This is a genomic window from Geodermatophilus sp. SYSU D00766 (assembly GCF_054049915.1).
Genome location: NZ_JBJGYI010000022.1, coordinates 37,628 through 53,900, shown reverse-complemented (window position 1 = coordinate 53,900; position 16,273 = coordinate 37,628). Strand labels below are relative to the sequence as shown.

The 16,273-nt window shown below is 76.3% G+C and carries 18 protein-coding genes; 8 read left to right on the top strand and 10 right to left on the bottom strand.

The features are described 5' to 3' along the window. Positions 1-144 precede the first annotated feature (144 nt). Positions 145-717 (top strand): NADPH-dependent FMN reductase, encoded by a 573-nt coding sequence (locus ACI8AD_RS16200; protein ID WP_456871546.1) that lies wholly within the window; start codon positions 145-147, stop codon positions 715-717. On the opposite strand, the gene ACI8AD_RS16195 is transcribed toward ACI8AD_RS16200, so the two are convergent. Beyond that, complete coding sequence (locus ACI8AD_RS16195) at positions 683-1,261, bottom strand: NUDIX domain-containing protein (protein WP_456871545.1); 579 nt, start codon at positions 1,259-1,261, stop codon at positions 683-685. The two genes, ACI8AD_RS16200 and ACI8AD_RS16195, sit on opposite strands and share 35 nt — an antisense overlap. Positions 1,262-1,321: 60 nt before the next feature. Between ACI8AD_RS16195 and ACI8AD_RS16190 the strand changes: the two genes are divergently transcribed. Further along, a complete protein-coding gene (locus tag ACI8AD_RS16190; RefSeq protein ID WP_456871544.1) occupies positions 1,322-1,810 on the top strand; it encodes a DnaJ family domain-containing protein in 489 nt (162 codons plus the stop codon). Positions 1,811-1,834: 24 nt separating this feature from the next. Here the strand turns inward: ACI8AD_RS16190 and ACI8AD_RS16185 are convergent, their stop codons facing one another. After that, positions 1,835-2,203 (bottom strand): nuclear transport factor 2 family protein, encoded by a 369-nt coding sequence (locus ACI8AD_RS16185; RefSeq protein WP_456871543.1) that lies wholly within the window; start codon positions 2,201-2,203, stop codon positions 1,835-1,837. A 23-nt stretch (positions 2,204-2,226) separates the two neighbouring features. After that, a complete protein-coding gene (locus ACI8AD_RS16180) occupies positions 2,227-2,628 on the bottom strand; it encodes a hypothetical protein (RefSeq protein WP_456871542.1) in 402 nt (133 codons plus the stop codon). An 87-nt stretch (positions 2,629-2,715) separates the two neighbouring features. Between ACI8AD_RS16180 and ACI8AD_RS16175 the strand changes: the two genes are divergently transcribed. Beyond that, the gene (locus ACI8AD_RS16175; RefSeq protein ID WP_456871541.1) at positions 2,716-3,534 is read left to right on the top strand and encodes a helix-turn-helix domain-containing protein; all 819 of its coding nucleotides are present in this window, start codon (positions 2,716-2,718) and stop codon (positions 3,532-3,534) included. Positions 3,535-3,574: 40 nt separating this feature from the next. Further along, positions 3,575-3,772, top strand: coding sequence for a hypothetical protein (locus ACI8AD_RS16170; RefSeq protein WP_456871540.1), 198 nt, complete (start codon positions 3,575-3,577; stop codon positions 3,770-3,772). Between the two features lie 52 nt (positions 3,773-3,824). On the opposite strand, the gene ACI8AD_RS16165 is transcribed toward ACI8AD_RS16170, so the two are convergent. Both ACI8AD_RS16165 and ACI8AD_RS16160 read right to left on the bottom strand, forming a co-directional pair. Further along, complete coding sequence (locus ACI8AD_RS16165; protein ID WP_456871539.1) at positions 3,825-5,693, bottom strand: hydantoinase B/oxoprolinase family protein; 1,869 nt, start codon at positions 5,691-5,693, stop codon at positions 3,825-3,827. Beyond that, complete coding sequence (locus ACI8AD_RS16160; RefSeq protein ID WP_456871538.1) at positions 5,690-7,792, bottom strand: hydantoinase/oxoprolinase family protein; 2,103 nt, start codon at positions 7,790-7,792, stop codon at positions 5,690-5,692. Before ACI8AD_RS16160 ends, ACI8AD_RS16165 begins: the two co-directional genes overlap by 4 nt. Positions 7,793-8,014: 222 nt before the next feature. Between ACI8AD_RS16160 and ACI8AD_RS16155 the strand changes: the two genes are divergently transcribed. Next, the gene (locus tag ACI8AD_RS16155) at positions 8,015-8,875 is read left to right on the top strand and encodes a GGDEF domain-containing protein (RefSeq protein ID WP_456871537.1); all 861 of its coding nucleotides are present in this window, start codon (positions 8,015-8,017) and stop codon (positions 8,873-8,875) included. A 12-nt stretch (positions 8,876-8,887) separates the two neighbouring features. Here ACI8AD_RS16155 and ACI8AD_RS16150 read toward each other — a convergent pair whose 3' ends face one another. The 3 genes from ACI8AD_RS16150 to ACI8AD_RS16140 form a co-directional block, all read right to left on the bottom strand. Further along, a complete protein-coding gene (locus tag ACI8AD_RS16150; RefSeq protein WP_456871536.1) occupies positions 8,888-9,316 on the bottom strand; it encodes a DUF1707 SHOCT-like domain-containing protein in 429 nt (142 codons plus the stop codon). Positions 9,317-9,389: 73 nt separating this feature from the next. Further along, complete coding sequence (locus ACI8AD_RS16145; protein WP_456871535.1) at positions 9,390-10,502, bottom strand: winged helix DNA-binding domain-containing protein; 1,113 nt, start codon at positions 10,500-10,502, stop codon at positions 9,390-9,392. A 40-nt stretch (positions 10,503-10,542) separates the two neighbouring features. After that, a complete protein-coding gene (locus ACI8AD_RS16140; RefSeq protein WP_456871534.1) occupies positions 10,543-11,745 on the bottom strand; it encodes a sensor domain-containing phosphodiesterase in 1,203 nt (400 codons plus the stop codon). A 155-nt stretch (positions 11,746-11,900) separates the two neighbouring features. Here ACI8AD_RS16140 and ACI8AD_RS16135 point away from each other — a divergent pair, with 155 nt between their 5' ends. Further along, on the top strand, positions 11,901-12,524 hold the full coding sequence (locus tag ACI8AD_RS16135) for a dihydrofolate reductase family protein (protein WP_456871533.1): 624 nt from the start codon (positions 11,901-11,903) through the stop codon (positions 12,522-12,524). A gap of 82 nt (positions 12,525-12,606) precedes the next feature. Continuing rightward, positions 12,607-13,368, top strand: coding sequence for a thioesterase family protein (locus ACI8AD_RS16130; protein ID WP_456871532.1), 762 nt, complete (start codon positions 12,607-12,609; stop codon positions 13,366-13,368). Between the two features lie 9 nt (positions 13,369-13,377). On the opposite strand, the gene ACI8AD_RS16125 is transcribed toward ACI8AD_RS16130, so the two are convergent. Beyond that, the gene (locus ACI8AD_RS16125) at positions 13,378-14,058 is read right to left on the bottom strand and encodes a response regulator transcription factor (RefSeq protein ID WP_456871531.1); all 681 of its coding nucleotides are present in this window, start codon (positions 14,056-14,058) and stop codon (positions 13,378-13,380) included. Beyond that, positions 14,055-15,194 (bottom strand): sensor histidine kinase, encoded by a 1,140-nt coding sequence (locus ACI8AD_RS16120; protein WP_456871530.1) that lies wholly within the window; start codon positions 15,192-15,194, stop codon positions 14,055-14,057. The genes ACI8AD_RS16125 and ACI8AD_RS16120 overlap by 4 nt, the downstream gene beginning before the upstream one ends. 193 nt (positions 15,195-15,387) lie before the next feature. Between ACI8AD_RS16120 and ACI8AD_RS16115 the strand changes: the two genes are divergently transcribed. After that, positions 15,388-16,257 (top strand): ABC transporter ATP-binding protein, encoded by an 870-nt coding sequence (locus ACI8AD_RS16115; RefSeq protein WP_456871529.1) that lies wholly within the window; start codon positions 15,388-15,390, stop codon positions 16,255-16,257. Positions 16,258-16,273: the final 16 nt, after the last annotated feature.

The following is a 16,273-nucleotide window of genomic DNA, read 5'->3' as shown; positions in this document are numbered from 1 at the left end:
CGCGGAGCCGGGCACGAGCGGGACGGCGGTGTCCAGGCACGATCGGGTCACGGGCTGCGGTGGACGTCACGCCCCGTGCCGGAAGCGGTTGGTGCAGGCAACCGTTGTCCGTCGACGAGTCCGCCGCCGTCCCGAGGAGCCCCCGTGTCCCGTCCCGTCGTGCAGGTGGTCGCCGCCAGCACCCGCCCCGGCCGCCGCGGCATCGCCGTCGCCCGCTGGGTGCAGCGCCTGGCCGAGGCCCACGGCGCCTTCGACGTCGAGCTCGTCGACCTCGCCGAGGTGGGCCTGCCGGTGTTCGACGAGCCGCACCACCCGCGGCTGCAGGACTACACCCACCAGCACACCCGGGACTGGAGCGCGACGGTCTCCCGCGCCGACGCGTTCGTCTTCGTGACGCCCGAGTACAACCACTCCTTCCCCGCCGCGCTGAAGAACGCGCTGGACTACCTCGCCGTCGAGTGGGCGGACAAGCCGGCCGGGCTGGTCACCTACGGCGGCGTCTCGGCGGGCCTGCGCGCGTCCGTGGCGCTCAAGCCGGTGCTCGGGGCGCTGCGGGTGCACACGGTGCCCGAGGCGGTGTCGGTGCCGTTCTTCGCCCAGTTCCTCGACGCGGACGGCGAGTTCGTGCCCAACGCCGAGCTCGAGGGCGGCGGCAAGGCGGTGCTCGACGAGCTGGCGCGGGTCACCCCGGCCCTGCGCTCCCTCCGCACCGCCTGACCGGTGCCGCCGCGCGCTGGTGGCCCCGGAGGAGGAGCAGGGCGTAGGCGGCGAGCGAGGGGCCGTCGGTGAACCGGCCCTCTGCGATCATCGTCCGCAGCTCGGTCTCCGGCACGAACGCCGTCACCATGTCCGCCTCGGTGGCCTCGCGGGCGGTCGGGCCGGACGTGAGGCCGGTGGCCAGCCAGACGTCGAACTCCTGCGTCGACAGGCCCGGGGCGAGGTCGAGGTGGCCCAGGTGCTCCAGCCGCTCGGCCCGCAGCCCCGTCTCCTCGGCGAGCTCGGCGCGGGCCAGCTCCTCGGGGGTGCCTCCGCTACCCGCGGTCCAGGTGCCCTGCGGGAACTCCCACGCCCGGCGCCCGATCGGGTGGCGGAACTGCTCGACCAGCCAGAACCCGTCCCGCTCGGCGGCCAGGACGATCGCGAAGTGCGGCTTCTCGACGACGGAGTAGACCCCGGTCGACCCGTCGGCGCGCTGCACGGTGTCCTCGCGCAGCCGGATCCAGGGGTTGCGATAGATCTCCCGGCTGCCCGTCGTCCGCATGCAGCCGAGCATCGCAGGGGAGCCTGGCAGAGGCGGACGATGGGGGCAGGAGGTGAGCGGGTGACCGAGCGGAAGCCGGCCGGGGTGTCGTTCGAGACCTGGGTGGAGCGCCAGATCGGGCAGGCCCAGGAGCGGGGGGACTTCACCGGGCTGCGCGGCGCCGGGCGGCCGCTGCCGGCCTTCGACCCCGACGAGACGGTCTACGACTGGGCGGTGGCCAAGGCCCGCCGCGAGGGGATCACGCCGGCGGAGATGCTGCCGCCCGGGCTGGCGCTGCGCCGGGAACGCGACGACCTGCCCGCCCGCGTCGCGGCGCTGCCGTCGGAGGCCGCCGTCCGCGCCGTCGCCGAGGACTACAACGCCCGCGTCGAGGCCTTCTGGCGGCGGCCGCAGGAGAGCCGCTGGTCGCCGGTGCCCGGACTGGCCGACGTCGACGCGCTGGTGGCGGGCTGGCGGCGGGACCGCCCACCTCCGCCGCCCGCCGTCGAGGAGGACGCCCCGGTGGCGCCGCCGCGGCGGCGCAGATGGTGGCACCGGAGCCGTCGTTGACGGCCCCGGTGCGGGGTGTGACGGTCAGGCCGGCGACGGCACGCGGTCGAGGAAGCCGAGCACGGTGCGGATGCGGCCGTCCCCGTCGGTGACGGCGACGTCGAAGCCGGTCACCGGCGCCTCGGCACCGTCGGGCCCGAGGTGCCACGTGAAACGCAGCTGGCCGTGGTGGGCGTCGGCGGGGCCGGCGAGGCGGAAGACGAACCCGGGGAACTGCGCCTGGACGGCGGCGATCAGTCCGTCCAGGCCGTCGCGTCCCTCGACGTCGGCCAGCGGGTCGGTGTAGCGGACGTCCGCGGTGAACAGGGCGTCGACCAGCGCCCGGCGGGCGGCCGGGTCGGTCTCGTTCCAGGCGGCGAGGTAGCGGTCGGCGAGGTCGGTCGTGGCGGTCATGGCTCTCCTGTCCGGGATGGGGTTCAGCGGGTGCGCAGGGCGGTGAGCTGCAGGGCGGCGAAGCCGGCGACGACGGCGGCCTGGAGCAGCACCCAGGTCGTGCCGGCGGCCGTGAGGTCGAAGCGGTCGGTGACGACGGCGGCGACGCTGCCGGCCACCCACAGCGCGTTGGCGCCGACCACCACCTCGACGGCTCCGGTCGGCACGCGCCGGCGGGCACCGACCAGCGCGACACCGGCGGCGAAGACGAGCAGGAAGGCGCCCAGCCCGCGCAGCACGCCCGGGGGGACGCCGAGCAGGTCGGTCAGCAGCGGGGCGGCGGCGAGGTATGCGGCGCCGTTGGCGCCGGTGACGACGGCGTCGAGGCGCAGCGCCGTCCGGAGCAGGTCGAGGGGGCGGCGGGTGGGGGTGGCGGTCGTGGTCATGGCGACGACCGTGCCGCCGCCGGGGAAGGGCGTCGATTACCCGTCAGGTAGGCGACGCCGGACGTCGTCGTCGCTAGCGTCCGCGGCGTGACCGCCACCGTGACCGCTCCCGCGCCGTCCGTCGGGGCGCTGCTGCGCGGCTGGCGGCAGCGCCGCCGGCTCTCCCAGCTGGACCTGGCCCTCGACGCCGGCGTCTCCGCGCGGCACCTGAGCTTCCTCGAGACCGGCCGGTCGCGGCCGAGCCGGGAGATGCTGCTGCGACTGGCCGAGCGACTCGAGGTGCCGCTGCGGGAGCGCAACGAGCTGCTGCTGGCCGCCGGTTTCGCCCCCGCCTACGGCCGGCGCGCCCTCGGCTCCCCGGACATGGCCGCGGTCACCCGCGCCCTCGACCTGGTGCTGACCGCGTACGAGCCCCACCCCGCGCTGGTGGTCGACCGGTCCTGGGAGCTGGTCACGGCGAACTCGAGCGTGGCGCTGTTCCTCGACGGCGTCGCCCCGCACCTGCTCGAGCCCCCGGCCAACGTGCTGCGGCTGAGCCTGCACCCCGAGGGGCTCGCGCCGCGGATCGCGAACCTGCCGCAGTGGCGGGCGCACGTGCTGCACCGCCTGGGCCGCGAGGCCCACCTGACCGGCGACCCCGGGCTGGCCGCGCTGCACCGCGAGCTGTCCGCGCTGCCCGGCGGCACCGACCGCTCGACGCCCGACGGGATCGCGGTGCCGCTGCGGGTGCGCGCCGGCGGGGAGGTGCTCTCCCTGCTCAGCACGGTGACCACCTTCGGCACCGCCGTCGACCTCACCGCCGCGGAGCTGTCGGTGGAGGCGTTCCTGCCCGCCGACGAGCGCACCGCCGACGTCCTGCGGGCCGCGCGTTCACCGGTGGCGAACCCGCGCCTGCCCGGCGGGTGACGGGGTAGGGGAGGCAGCACCCGATCCGCGAGGAGGACCCATGACCGAGGTTCCGGGCACCGACCGCGACCAGGCGCGGGAGAACGTGCTGCACGAGACCCCGCTCGTCCCCGAGGACGTCGAGGCGGCCGGCGACGACGACCCGCGCACCACCGACCACCCGAGCTACCACGGCACCGACGGGGAGACCGGCGAGGAGGCCAAGCCCCCGCCGCACAGCACCGAGCTCGACACCTGACCCGTCGGCGCTCGTGCTCTGCCCCCGGTGGAGGGGCAGAGCACGAGCGCACCTACAGGACGTCGAACTCGTTGGACGTCGCCCCGCCCGACAGCAGCGCGTAGCCCGGGCCGCGGTCGAAGAACGGCTCGTCCCCGGTGCGGGCCGCGCGCACCTGCGCGCGCAGGGCCTCGGTCGCCTCGAGGTCGGCGGTGCCGTCGTCGCGGACGACGACGCCGTAGTCCTCGCGCGCGCCGCCGACGGAGACCTTGCGCCAGGCGACGTCGCGCAGCACCTCCTCCACCGGCCGCTCCAGCGGGTCGCCCCACCCGCCGCCGCCGGTGGTGCGGATGCGCACGACCGTGCCGGCCGGCAGCGGCTCGGCGTCGGCGAGGGCGTCGACCTCGCGCTCGTCGGGGCCGCCGGGGTCGACGGTGACCTGGAACGGCCGCCCCGCCTTCCCGCCGTTGACGCCCCAGCAGGACAGGATCGAGCGGTCGGCGATCGACATGAAGTGCGCGTCGCGCAGCACCCGGATGTGCTTCTCGTAGCCGCAGCCGCCGCGGTGGCGACCGGGTCCGCCGGAGTCCAGCGCCAGCCCGAGGCGCTCCACCCGCAGCGGGAACCGGGACTCGGTGAACTCCGTGGGCAGGTTCCGCGAGTCGGGGACGACGTGGATGGTGTCCTCGCCGTCGGCGTAGTACCGCCCGCCGGAGCCGCCGCCGAGCACCTCGCGCATGAGGTAGGGGCGGCCGTCGAGGTCGGTCCCGTAGACGCCGGTGTAGCGGATCGTCTCCTGGTCGGCGGGCATGCGGCCGCCGGTGGCCTTGGCCAGCACCCCGGCCAGCACGCCGAGCAGCCGCAGGATGACGAAGGTGCGGGCGTTGGTCGGCGCGGGGAAGACCGGGGTGAGCAGCGTGCCCTTCTCGGGGAACCGCATCTCGATCAGCGGCACCACGCCCTCGTTGACGTCGAGCTCGGCCATGCGCTCGGGCGTCTCGGCGAGGTTGCGCAGGATCGGCGCCAGCCACTTCTTGAGGAAGTTGCCGTCGGCGTAGTCGCCGCAGTGGTTGATCGGGCCCTTGGCCTGCGGGCCGGTGCCGGTGAAGTCGATCACCAGCGGCACCTCGCGGGTGGAGTCCATGGTCAGCGTGATCCGCTGCCGGTGCAGCTGCGGCGCCTCGACGCCGTCGTGCTCGGCGTAGTCCTCCCAGACGTAGGTGCCGTCGGGGATCCGGGACAGGATCTCCCGCCGGTAGACCTCGGTGGAGTTGGCCAGGATCGCGTCGAAGCAGGCCTCGACGGCGGCCACGCCGTAGCGGTCGAACAGCTCGCCCAGCCGCCGGGCGCCGGCCAGGCAGGCCGAGCACTCGGCGTCGAGGTCGGCGGCCAGCGAGTCGGGCATCCGCGAGTTGCGGGTCATGATCTTCAGCGCGCTCTCGTTGGGCACGCCGCGGTCCCACAGTCTGATCGGGGGGACCATCAGGCCCTCCTCGTACACGCTGGTCGCCGCGCTCGGCATCGACCCGGGCACCGCGCCGCCGATGTCGTCGTGGTGGCCGAAGGCCTGCACGAAGGCGACGACGCGCTCCTCGCCGTCGGCGTGCGCGAACACCGGCACGGTCACGCACAGGTCGGGCAGGTGCCCGATCCCGCCCTCGGAGAGGTAGACGTCGTTGTGGAAGAACACGTCGCCGGGGCGCATGGTGTCGATCGGGTAGTCGCGCACCACCGGGTGCACCAGCGCCGAGTAGGAGCGGCCGGTGAGCTTGCGCAGCTGCCGGTCGTGGATGCCGGCGCGGAAGTCGTGCGCATCGCGGATCATCGGCGAGCGCGAGGTCCGGCCGATCGCCGTCTCGACCTCCCGCTCGATCGCCGCGAGCGTGCCCGCGACGATCTCCACGAGCACCGGGTCGGCGGCGGTGCCGTCGGTGAGGCTCATCGCGCGGACTCCTTCTCCAGCAGCAGGTTGCCGAACCGGTCGACGGTGGCGGTGAAGCCGGGGTGCACCGGCACGGTCGAGCCGAACTCCTCCACCACCGCCGGGCCGGCGACGACGTCGCCGGGGGCCAGCCGGGTGCGGTCGTAGGTGGGGGTGTCGGCCCAGCCGCCGGCCCCGTCGCCGGTCCCGTCGTCGCCGAAGAGGACCGGCCGCGAGCCGGTGACGGCGCGCTCGACGCCGCTCTCGGCGGGCGGGAGCTCGGGCAGGTCGGGACGGCGGATCGGGCCGATGCCGGTGACGCGCAGGTTCACCCACTCGACGGCCTGGCGCGGGTCGGCGGCGAAGTCGTAGCCGTAGAGCTGCCGGTGGGCGGCGTGGAAGGCCTGCGCCACCGCCTCGGCCGCGGCGGCGTCGAGGTCGCCGTCGGGCACGGGCACCCGCACCTCGAAGGCCTGGCCGACGTAGCGCAGGTCGGCGGTGCGCTGCACCCGCTGCTCGCCGCGGCCGAAGCCCTCGCCGTCCAGCGACTCCCGGGCGCGGTCCTCCAGGCCGGCGAACAGCGCGCGGACCCGGTCGAGGTCGAGGTCGGCGTGCCGGCTGATCGCCGTCTGCACGTGGTCGTTGCGGACGTCGACGGTGAGCAGCCCGAACGCGCTGACGTTGCCGGGGTTCGGCGGCACCAGCGTCCGCGGCAGGCCGAGGACGTCCATCAGCCGGCAGGCCAGCAGGGACCCGGAGCCGCCGAAGGTGGTGAGGGTGAAGTCGCGGACGTCCAGGCCGCGGGCCACGGTCACCTGGCGCAGCGCGTTGGCCTGGTTCCACGCCGAGATCTCCAGGATGCCGAGCGCCGTGCGCTCCAGCGACAGCCCCAGCTTCCCGCCGAGCTCCTCCAGCCCGGCCCGGGCGGCGTCGACCGACAGCGGGATCTCCCCGCCGAGCAGGTGCGGGGGGATCCGGCCGAGCACGACGTGCGCGTCGGTGACGGTCGGCTGGTCGCCGCCTGCGGGGTAGCACATCGGGCCGGGGTCGGCCCCGGCCGACCTCGGGCCCACCTTGAGCGTGCCCTCGGGCGACAGCCACGCGATCGAGCCGCCGCCGGCGCCCACGGTGACGACGTCGATCATCGGGATCTTCGACGGGTAGTCGCCGACCGAGCCCTCGGTGGTCAGGGCCGGCTCGCCGTCGACGACGACGGTGACGTCGGTGGAGGTGCCGCCGCCGTCGCAGGTCAGCACCCGGTCGAAGCCGGCCGTCCCGGCGATGAGCGCGGCCCCGAGCGCCCCGGCGGCGGGGCCCGAGAGCATCGTGGTGATCGGCTGGTGCACCACCTCGGCCGCCGACAGCACGCCGCCGTTGCTCTTCATCACGTAGAAGGGCACGCCGGGGGCGATCTCGTCGAGGCGGGTGCGGATGTTGGTGACGTAGGCCCCCACCCGCGGCTTGACCGCGGCGTCGACCAGCGTGGTCACCGACCGCTCGTACTCGCGGTACTCGCGCAGCACCTCCGAGCTGATCGACACGACGGCGTCGGGGTGCTCCTCGCGCAGCACCTCCAGCATCGCCCGCTCGTGGCCGTCGTCGGCGTAGGCGTGCAGGAAGCAGACGCCGATCGTGGTGATGCCGGCGTCACGGAAGAAGCGGGCGGCGGCGACGGCGTCGTCGCGGTCGAAGGGGCGCACCTCGGCGCCGGTGTGGTCGAGCCGGCCGCGGACGGTGCGCACGAGGTCGGCGGGGACGATCCGCGGCGGCTTGACCCAGAAGTAGCTGTTGCCGTAGCCGTCGGGCACCGACTGCCGGGCGATCTCCAGCACGGACTCGTAGCCCTCGGTGGTGACGAAGCCGATCCGGTCGAGCCTGCCCTCGAGCAGCTGGTTGGTGGCCACGGTCGTGCCGTGGCTGACCGCGGTGACCGCGCTGCCGTCGAGGCCGAGCAGGCCGAGGACCTTGCGGACGCCGGTGAGGAAGCCCTCGGCGGGGTCGGCCGGGGTCGACGGCGTCTTCGTGGTCGTCGTCGCCCCGGTCTCCTCGTCGACGGCGACCACGTCGGTGAACGTGCCCCCGGTGTCGATGCCGATCCGGACCCGGCGCGCCGCTGCCATGCCCGGATACCTTAGTGCTGAGACATCCGGCTCCGGAAGAGCCGCGCCGCACCCCGCTCCACCGGGCCTCCGGGAACCGAACGCCGACGATCGACGTGGAGCGGTGACCGTGATCTCATCGCGGTGTCGAGGAGTCACGACGGGGGAGGGGCCGACGTGGGCGACGAGGGGGCCGGCGACCGGGCCGGGGCGCGCGGCGGTGAGCGCGGCGTGCCGGACTGAGTGGACGACCGACTGGCGCAGGCGTTCGTCGAGGGCACCGACGCCCTCGTCACGGTCGTGGGCGCCGACGGGCGGATCCTGCTGGCCAACCCGGCGCTGCAGCGGTTCACCGGGTGCTCCGCCGACCGGCTGCTGGGCCGGCGGTTCTGGGACGTGTGGGTGGTCCCCGAGCACCGGGAACTCGCCCGCGACGCGCTCGAGCGGGCGCTGGCGACCGGGCGGGCGTACCCGCAGGAGGGCGACTGGCTGACCGGCGAGGGCACCCGCCGGCTGGTGTCCATGCGCAACAACGTGCTGCACGCCCCCGACGGCCGGCCCTTCGCGGTGGCCTGCGTCGGCGTCGACGTCACCGAGCAGCGGCGCCGGGAGGAGCAGCTCGCCCAGCGCGCCTGCACCGACCGGCTCACCGGCATCGCCAACCGGCACACCTTCTTCGAGGAGCTCACCCGGCGGCTGGACCCGGGGTCGGCGGACCCCTGCGGCGTGCTCTTCTGCGACCTCGACGGCTTCAAGGGGGTCAACGACGTGCACGGGCACGGCGTCGGCGACACGGTGCTGGTCGAGGTCGCGGCCCGGCTCCGGGCGGCGGCCGGGCCGGCCGACGTCGTCGCCCGGTTCGGGGGCGACGAGTTCGTGCTGCTCTCCCCCCGCTGCGACGAGACCGACGTCGGCGAGCTCGCCGCGCTGGTGTCCGAGCAGGTGGCCTCCCCGGTGCCCACGGTGGCCGGCCCGCTGCGGGTCGGCATGAGCGTCGGCGGCGCCGTCGGCCGGCCGGGGGACGCGCCCGACGACGTCGTGGCCCGCGCCGACCGGGCGATGTACGGGGCGAAGACGCGGCGCCGCCGCCGCTCGGAGCGTTGAGGAAGGACTGCACTAACGGCGGGGGCGGCCGATCCCGGTGGCGTAGAGGACGGCGAGCACCGCGCCCGACGGCGCCAGCCAGGTGAACCACGGGTAGACCGGCCCGCCGTTGCCCAGCGACACCAGCAGCCAGACGACGACGTTGACCGCGACCACGCCGGCCCACACCGTGGCCAGCACCCGCATCGCGGTGCCGCCGGGCGTGCCGGAGAACACCCGGTGCCGCGGTGCCGGCGGCGGCGGGGGCGGGGGCTCGGGCAGGTCGCGGGTCACCTGCTGCAGCTCGCCGCGGGTGCGCGCCGCCCACACCGTCTGCAGCCGCTCGTCGAACTCGTGCAGGTCGAGCTGGCCGGCGCCGACCGCCCGGTGCAGCCGGTCCTGCACCGCCCGCCGCTCGACGTCGGACACCCGGAGGTCTGCGGTGCGGACCGGTTCCGTCATGGCGCCCATCGTGGCAGCCCGGAGGCCGCCGGCGGGTCCGCCGACCGGTGGACGGCCGGTGCGGGCGGACCGCTCAGGCGACCTCGACGGCCCTGAGCCGGGCACCGCGGGCGGCGGCCAGCCGCTCGGCCTGCTCGCCGACGGCGTCCCGGAGGGCGGCGGTCACCGGGCGCCACGGCTCGACGGCGACGGTCAGCGACGACCCGGCCTTGCGCGCCCGCCACGCCCCCACGACCTCCCCGTCGGCCAGCACCGCGCCCGGGCGGCCGAGCACCGGCCAGAGGGCCCTGCGGTGCGCGGGGTCGGCGACCAGGGTCTCGCGGTCACGGCCCTGCAGGAACAGGTCGAAGGGGCCGAGCAGCCGGGTGCCGCGGGCCGGTCCCGCGCCCAGCCGGTCGGCGTCGGCGGCGAGCAACCAGCGCCGCTGCCCGTCCACCTCGACCTCGACGGCGTCGTCGGGCCAGTGGGCGGTGACCTCCCTGACCGGCGCGTCGAGGTAGCCGGCCACGTGCTGGCGGGTGGCCGGGCCGAGCAGGTGCAGGTACGCGCGGACGACGTCGAGGCGGTCCGGGACCCCGTCGGCCGGCGCGAACCCGGGCACCGGCTGCAGCACCGGGGGCGAGGTGCCCGGCTGCAGCTCCAGGCCCGCCCGCAGCGCGGCGAGGCGGAACGGCTGCTCGTAGAGGTGCACCGCCCCGCACGGGCGGCACCACCGGTTGTACGGGCCGGGCCCGTCGGCGTCGGCGAGGGCGTCGGAGAGCCGGCGCGACATCTCGCCCTTGACCGTCGGCGCGGTGACGATCTCCCGCATCCGCCCGGCGATGGTGTCCAGCGCGGTGAGCACCGGGATGCCCGCCGCGGTGAGCGGCCGGGCCGCGTCGAAGACCCGCTTGGCCGCGTCGGCCTCGGAGAACGGCGCGGTCGCCGCGGCGACGGCGGGCAGGTCGGCGCGCCGGTACAGGTGCGGGGCGCCGCGCAGCGTCCAGACGAGCGCGAGCTCGGCCGGGTCCACCGCCGCGACGTCGACCCCGCGGACCGCCAGCGCCCACGACCCGCCGTCGGGACCGGTGTCCTGCACGCCGAGGTCGAGCACCGCGGTGTCGGCGACGGTGCCGGCCTCGCGGTCGAGCTGCTGGACGGCGACGCGGTACGCCAGCACGTCGCGGGGGGACGCCGTCCGGCTCATGGCCGCACGCTAGCGCCGCGCACCGACGGCACCCGGCGCCTCAGGCCGGCCGGGACTCGACGAGCGCCGGCGCGACGGGGGCCAGCGCCTCCGGCGGCCCCGGGCGGCCGAAGTACCAGCCCTGGCCGAGGTCGACGCCCAGGTCCCGCAGCGCGGCGGCCTCCTCCGCGGTCTCGATGCCCTCGGCGACCACCGTGACCCCGCAGCCGTGCCCGAAGGTCACCAGCGACCCGACCAGCCGGGCGAGCACGGGGTCGGTGTCCAGGCCGCTGACGATGCTGCGGTCCACCTTGATGACGTCGGGGTCGGTCACGACGATGTGCCGCAGCGAGGAGAAGCCGGCGCCGACGTCGTCGATGGCCAGCCGCATCCCGGCCGCCCGGAAGGGCAGCAGCGCGCGGGTGAGCGCGTCGTAGTCCTCGACCGGGTCGTGCTCGGAGAGCTCCAGCAGGACGCGGTCGAGGGGCAGCTCATCCAGCAGCGCGGTGAACGCCGGGGTCAGCAGGGTCTGCGGGGAGACGTTCATGGCCACGTAGCCGCCGACCCGGTCCAGGTGCGCGGCCGCGCCCCGGAGCGCCAGCAGCTCGACCTCGTGGCCGCGGCCGATGCTGTGCGCCTCCTCGAAGACGACGTCGGGGCCCTTGTCCCACTCGCGCGGGAAGCGGCTGAGCGCCTCGGCCCCGACCCGGTGGCCGGTGACCAGGTCGACGATCGGCTGCAGGACGACGTTCGGGCCGCCGGCGGCCACCAGCGGGCCGAGGCGGCCGTCGATGTCGTCGCGGCGCTGCCGCTCGCGGATCTCCGGCTCGATGACCACCGAGGCGGCCGAGGCGAGGACCCTCATCAGCGCCTCGTCGCGGGTGGTGAGCTCCTTGTCGGAGGTGAACCCGAACGCGCAGAAGGTGCCGTAGAGGCTGCCGTCGGACAGCGTGACCGGCGTCGAGACGTAGCTGCGGATGCGCGGGATGCGCGCCGAGGGCAGCGACATCGCCAGCGGGTACCGCTTCACGTCGTCGATGACCGCGGGCAGCCGGCCGTCCAGGATCGCCTGGCAGAACGAGGTCTCCTGGGCGACCGCGGCGCCCTCCTGCACCAGCAGCGGCACCCGGGTGTCGACCACCTCGAGGTGCTGGGTCGTCCCGTCCATCCGGGTCAGGAACGCCACCGGCATGTGCAGCGACTTCCTCGCCGTCCGCAGCAGGTCCGCGACCTGCTGCTCGGCGTCCGTGCGCGTGCGGGCCATGCGGGTGCTCCTCGTCCGGAGGGGGGTGACACCTCCCCATCGACACCGGCCGGGCACGGCTGCAGCGGCCCGCCCGGGTCTCACCCGGACCGATGAGTCGCGGCCGCGGCCGGCGTCTGCACCCCGACACCGCCCCCGGCCCGGAGGAGAGCACCGTGCGCCCGCTCGTCGTCACCACGTTCCTGACCCTCGACGGGGTCGCCCAGGCTCCCGGCGGCCCGCAGGAGGACCCCTCCGGCGGCTTCCCGTTCGGCGGCTGGCTGGTGCCCTTCGCCGACGAGGCGATGGGGGAGCAGATGGACGCCTGGTTCCGGCCGGCCGAGGACTTCCTCCTCGGCCGCCGGACCTACGAGATCTTCGCGGCGCACTGGCCGCACGTGGACGCCACCGGCGACCCGGTCGCGGCGGCGCTGCAGACGAGGACCAAGCACGTCGCGTCCCGGACGCTGACCTCGCTGGAGTGGTCCACCGCCCGGCTGCTCGACGGCGACGTGGTGGCCGCGGTCCGCGCGCTCACGGCCGCCGACGGCGGGGAGCTGCAGGTGCACGGCTCCATCGGGCTGGTGCAGACCCTGCTGGCCGAGGACTTCGTCGACGAGCTGCGCACGATCGTCTTCCCCGTCGTCCTGGGGCAGGGCAGGCGGCTGTTCGCCGGCGGGGCCGCCCCGCGCACCTGGGAGACGGTCTCCTCGGTGACCACCTCGACCGGCGCGGTGATGACGGCGCACCGGCGCGTCGGGGAGGTCGCCACCGGCTCCTTCGCCCTGGACGACGGCTGAGTCGGTTGGATTCTCGTACCGAGAGGCGTAGGGTCGCTCCCGGCCCCGGCCGGACCGTCCGGCCGGGTCCTGCGGAGGAACCGTGAGCCTGGCCGCCCTTCCCGACACCACCACCCGTCCGGCGCCCGCGCGCGTGCTGACGTTCGACCCGAGCTGGCGGTCGTTCACCCACGTGCAGGGCGGCCTGGTGGTCGGGCACCTGCTGGCCGCGGCGGCCGACCGGGCCGGGGCCGCCCCGCGGGCGGTCACCGCGCACCTGCTCGCCGGGGTCGAGCCCTCGGCCGAGGCGCGGGTGGAGACCGCCGCCGACCGCACCGGGACCACCGGCAGCGTGCGCGCCACGCTGGAGCAGGGCGGCCGGGTCACCGCCGTCGCGCAGGTGCTGACGCTGGCCCGCCCGGTGCGGCCGGCCCCGCCCGATCCGGTCCCCGCGGTCGGCGACGGGGTGCCGTTCGCGCTGCCGCGGGACCTGGTGCCCTTCGCCGAGCACCTGTCGGTCCGCGCGCTGGGCACGACGCGGCCGCTGGCCGGCGGCGACGAGCCGCGGCTGACCGCGTGGGTGCGCGTCGACGGCGACCTCGAGCCGCTGGTCGGGCTCGGCGTGCTGCTCGACGCGCTCCCGCCGTCGCTGTTCGCCGTCCGCACCACGCCTCTCGCCGTGCCGACCGTCGAGCTCACCGCCCACCTGGCCGGCCCGCCGCCGGCCGCCGGCGCGTGGGTGCTGGTCGACCAGGTCACCACCTGGGTCGACGAGGACGTGGCCGTGGACGACGCCGAGCTGCGCGCCGAGGACGGCTCGCTGGTCGCGCGGGCCCGGCAGACGCGCCGCCTGCTGTCGCGCTGAGCCGCCGGCTCAGCCCTCGAGCAGGCCGGCCTCGTGGGCGAGGATCGCGGCCTGCGTGCGGTTGGCCAGGTCGAGCTTGGTGAGCAGCCGCGAGACGTAGGTCTTCACCGTCGCCTCGCTGACGAACAGCCGCCGGGCGAGGTCGGCGTTGGACTCCCCGCTGCCCAGGAGGGTCAGCACCTCGCGCTCGCGGTCGGACAGGGCGGCCACCCGCCGCAGCGCCTCGGCCCGGCGGGGTGCGGCGCGCCGGTCGACGTAGGAGGCGATGAGGGTGGCGGTGACGGCGGGGGAGAGGGTCGCCGTCCCGTCGGCCACCGCGCGGACGGCGGCGGCGATCTCCCGCGGCGGGGTGTCCTTGAGCAGGAAGCCGGCCGCGCCGGCGGCCAGCGCCGCGTAGACGTACTCGTCCACGTGGAAGGTGGTCAGGACCGCCACCTGCGGCGGGTCGGGCAGCGCGAGGATCGCCCGGGTGGCGGCGAGCCCGTCCATCCCCGGCATGCGGATGTCGGTGAGGACGACGTCGGGGCGCAGCTCCCGGGCGGCGGCCACGGCCGCGGCACCGTCGCCGGCCTCGCCGACGACATCGACGTCCCCGGCCGCCTCGAGCACGGTGCGCAGGCCGAAGCGGACCAGCTCCTCGTCGTCGACCAGCAGCACCCGGATCCGCCGGGCGTCGGGCTGCCCGCTCACGCCGGGATCACCGCCTCGACGCCGAAGCCGCCGTCGAGGCGCGGCTCGGCCCGCAGCCGGCCGCCGAGCGTGCGCACCCGCTCGGCGAGGCCGACCAGCCCGAAGCCGCCGCCGGGCACCGCCTGCACGGCGCGGGCCGGTGGCCCGTTGCGCACCCGGACGCGCAGCTCGGCCGGCGCCCGCTCGACGCCCACCTCGACCGGAGCGCCCGGGGCGTGCCGGCCCGCGTTGGTCAGCGCCTCCTGCACGATGCGGTAGGCCGCCCGCCCGACCGCAGGGTCGACCGGCGCGCTCCCCTCCGCGGGCCCGGTCCAGGCCACCGTCATCCCGGCGGCGCGGGCCGCCTCGACCAGCCGGGGCAGGTCGGCCAGCCCCGGCTGCGGACCCAGCGGCGCGGACTCGTCGACCTCCTCCGCGCGCAGCACGCCGACCATCTGCCGCAGCTCCTCCAGTGCCTGCCGCCCGGCCGCCTGCACCTGGCCGGCCAGCTGCTCCACCCGCCCGGGGTCCTGCGCGGCCACCTCGATCGCCCCGGCCTGCAGCACCATGAGGCTCACCCGGTGCCCGACGGCGTCGTGCATCTCGCGGGCGATCCGCGTGCGCTCGGTGAGCACCGCCTCGCGGGCCAGCAGTTCGCGCTCGGCCTCGGCCCGCTCCGCCCGGCCGGTGAGCGCCGCGACGAGCTCGGCCCGCGTCCGGGCCCAGGCGCCCAGCGCACCGGGCAGCAGCACGGTGAGCACCGCGCCGCCGGCCGCGCCGACCCACTCGCTCGCCGTGCCGAGCGTCCACGGCTGGGCGACGGCGACGACGCCCGCGACCGCCGCCGCGGTGCGCAGCGGCCAGCGGCCCTCGTAGCGGCCGACCGCGTAGGCGGTGAACAGGGTCGCCACGGTGACCGCGGGGGTCAGCGCCGCCAGGACCGCGCCGACCGCGAAGGGGACCAGTGGGGCCGACCGGCGCAGCAGCGCCAGCGTGCCGACGAGCAGCACGGTGCCGGGGACGACGAGGGCCAGCGGGCCGTTGCCCGGTGCCGCGGCGGACAGCCCGACGGCGACGGTGCCGAGCAGCGCGAGAACCACCTCGAACCCGACGCTGCGGGGTCCGAGGCCCGGCCACAGCCGTGCGCGCAGCCCCATGGCGCGGAGCGTAGGACGCCGCGCCGCCCCGGCGGGTCGTCCGTCGGTCGCTGCCGGGGTCACCGTTCGGACGACACGGCGCGCGACTCCCGGCGCTGCGGGTCGAGCCCCGCGGCCGACGCGGCGCACCCCCGCTCCCGGCCAGTCTCGTCGTCGTGACCGGACGGGCCGGTCGGCGACCGAGGAGGTCCCCATGATCGAGGTCAGCGGGCTGACCAAGCAGTACGGCTCCCGGACCGTCGTCGACGACGTGTCCTTCGTCCTCGAGCCGGGCACGGTGACCGGCTTCCTCGGACCCAACGGGGCCGGCAAGAGCACGACGATGCGGATGATGACCGGCCTGGTGCCGGCGACCTCGGGCACCGCGCTGGTCGACGGCCGGCGCTACGCCGAGCTGCCCAACCCCGGCGCCGTCGTCGGGACGCTGCTCGACGCCTCGGCCGTGCACCCCGGCCGGACGGGGCGGGTCCACCTCCAGCTGCTCGCCGCCGCGATCGGGGTTCCCGGGGCGCGGGTCGACGAGGTGCTGGAGACCGTCGGGCTGTCCGGGGCCGCGCGGCGGCGGATCGGCGGCTACTCGCTGGGCATGCGCCAGCGGCTGGGCATCGCCGGGGCGCTGCTGGCCGACCCGCCGGTGCTGGTCTTCGACGAGCCGGCCAACGGCCTGGACCCCGAGGGCATCCGGTGGATGCGGGACCTGCTGCGCGGGCACGCCGCCCGCGGCGGGACGGTGCTGCTGTCGTCCCACCTGCTCGGCGAGGTCGAGCACACCGTCGACCGGCTGCTGGTCATCGGCGCCGGGCGCATCGTGGCCGACGGCCTGGTGGCCGAGCTGCTCGGCGACGAGGGCACCGCCGTCCGCGCCGCCGACCCGGCCGCGCTGACCCGCGCGCTGGAGGCCGCCGGCTTTCCCGTGCAGCACGGTGCCGACGGCCGGCTGACCGTGCCCGGCGCCGAGCCGGGTGCCGTGGGCGCGGTCGCCGCCGCGGCCGGGCTGGCGCTCAGCGACCTGCGCCCGGCCAGCCGTGGCATCGAGGACGTCTTCTTCCAGCTCACCGCCTGACCGCCCCACTACTCCC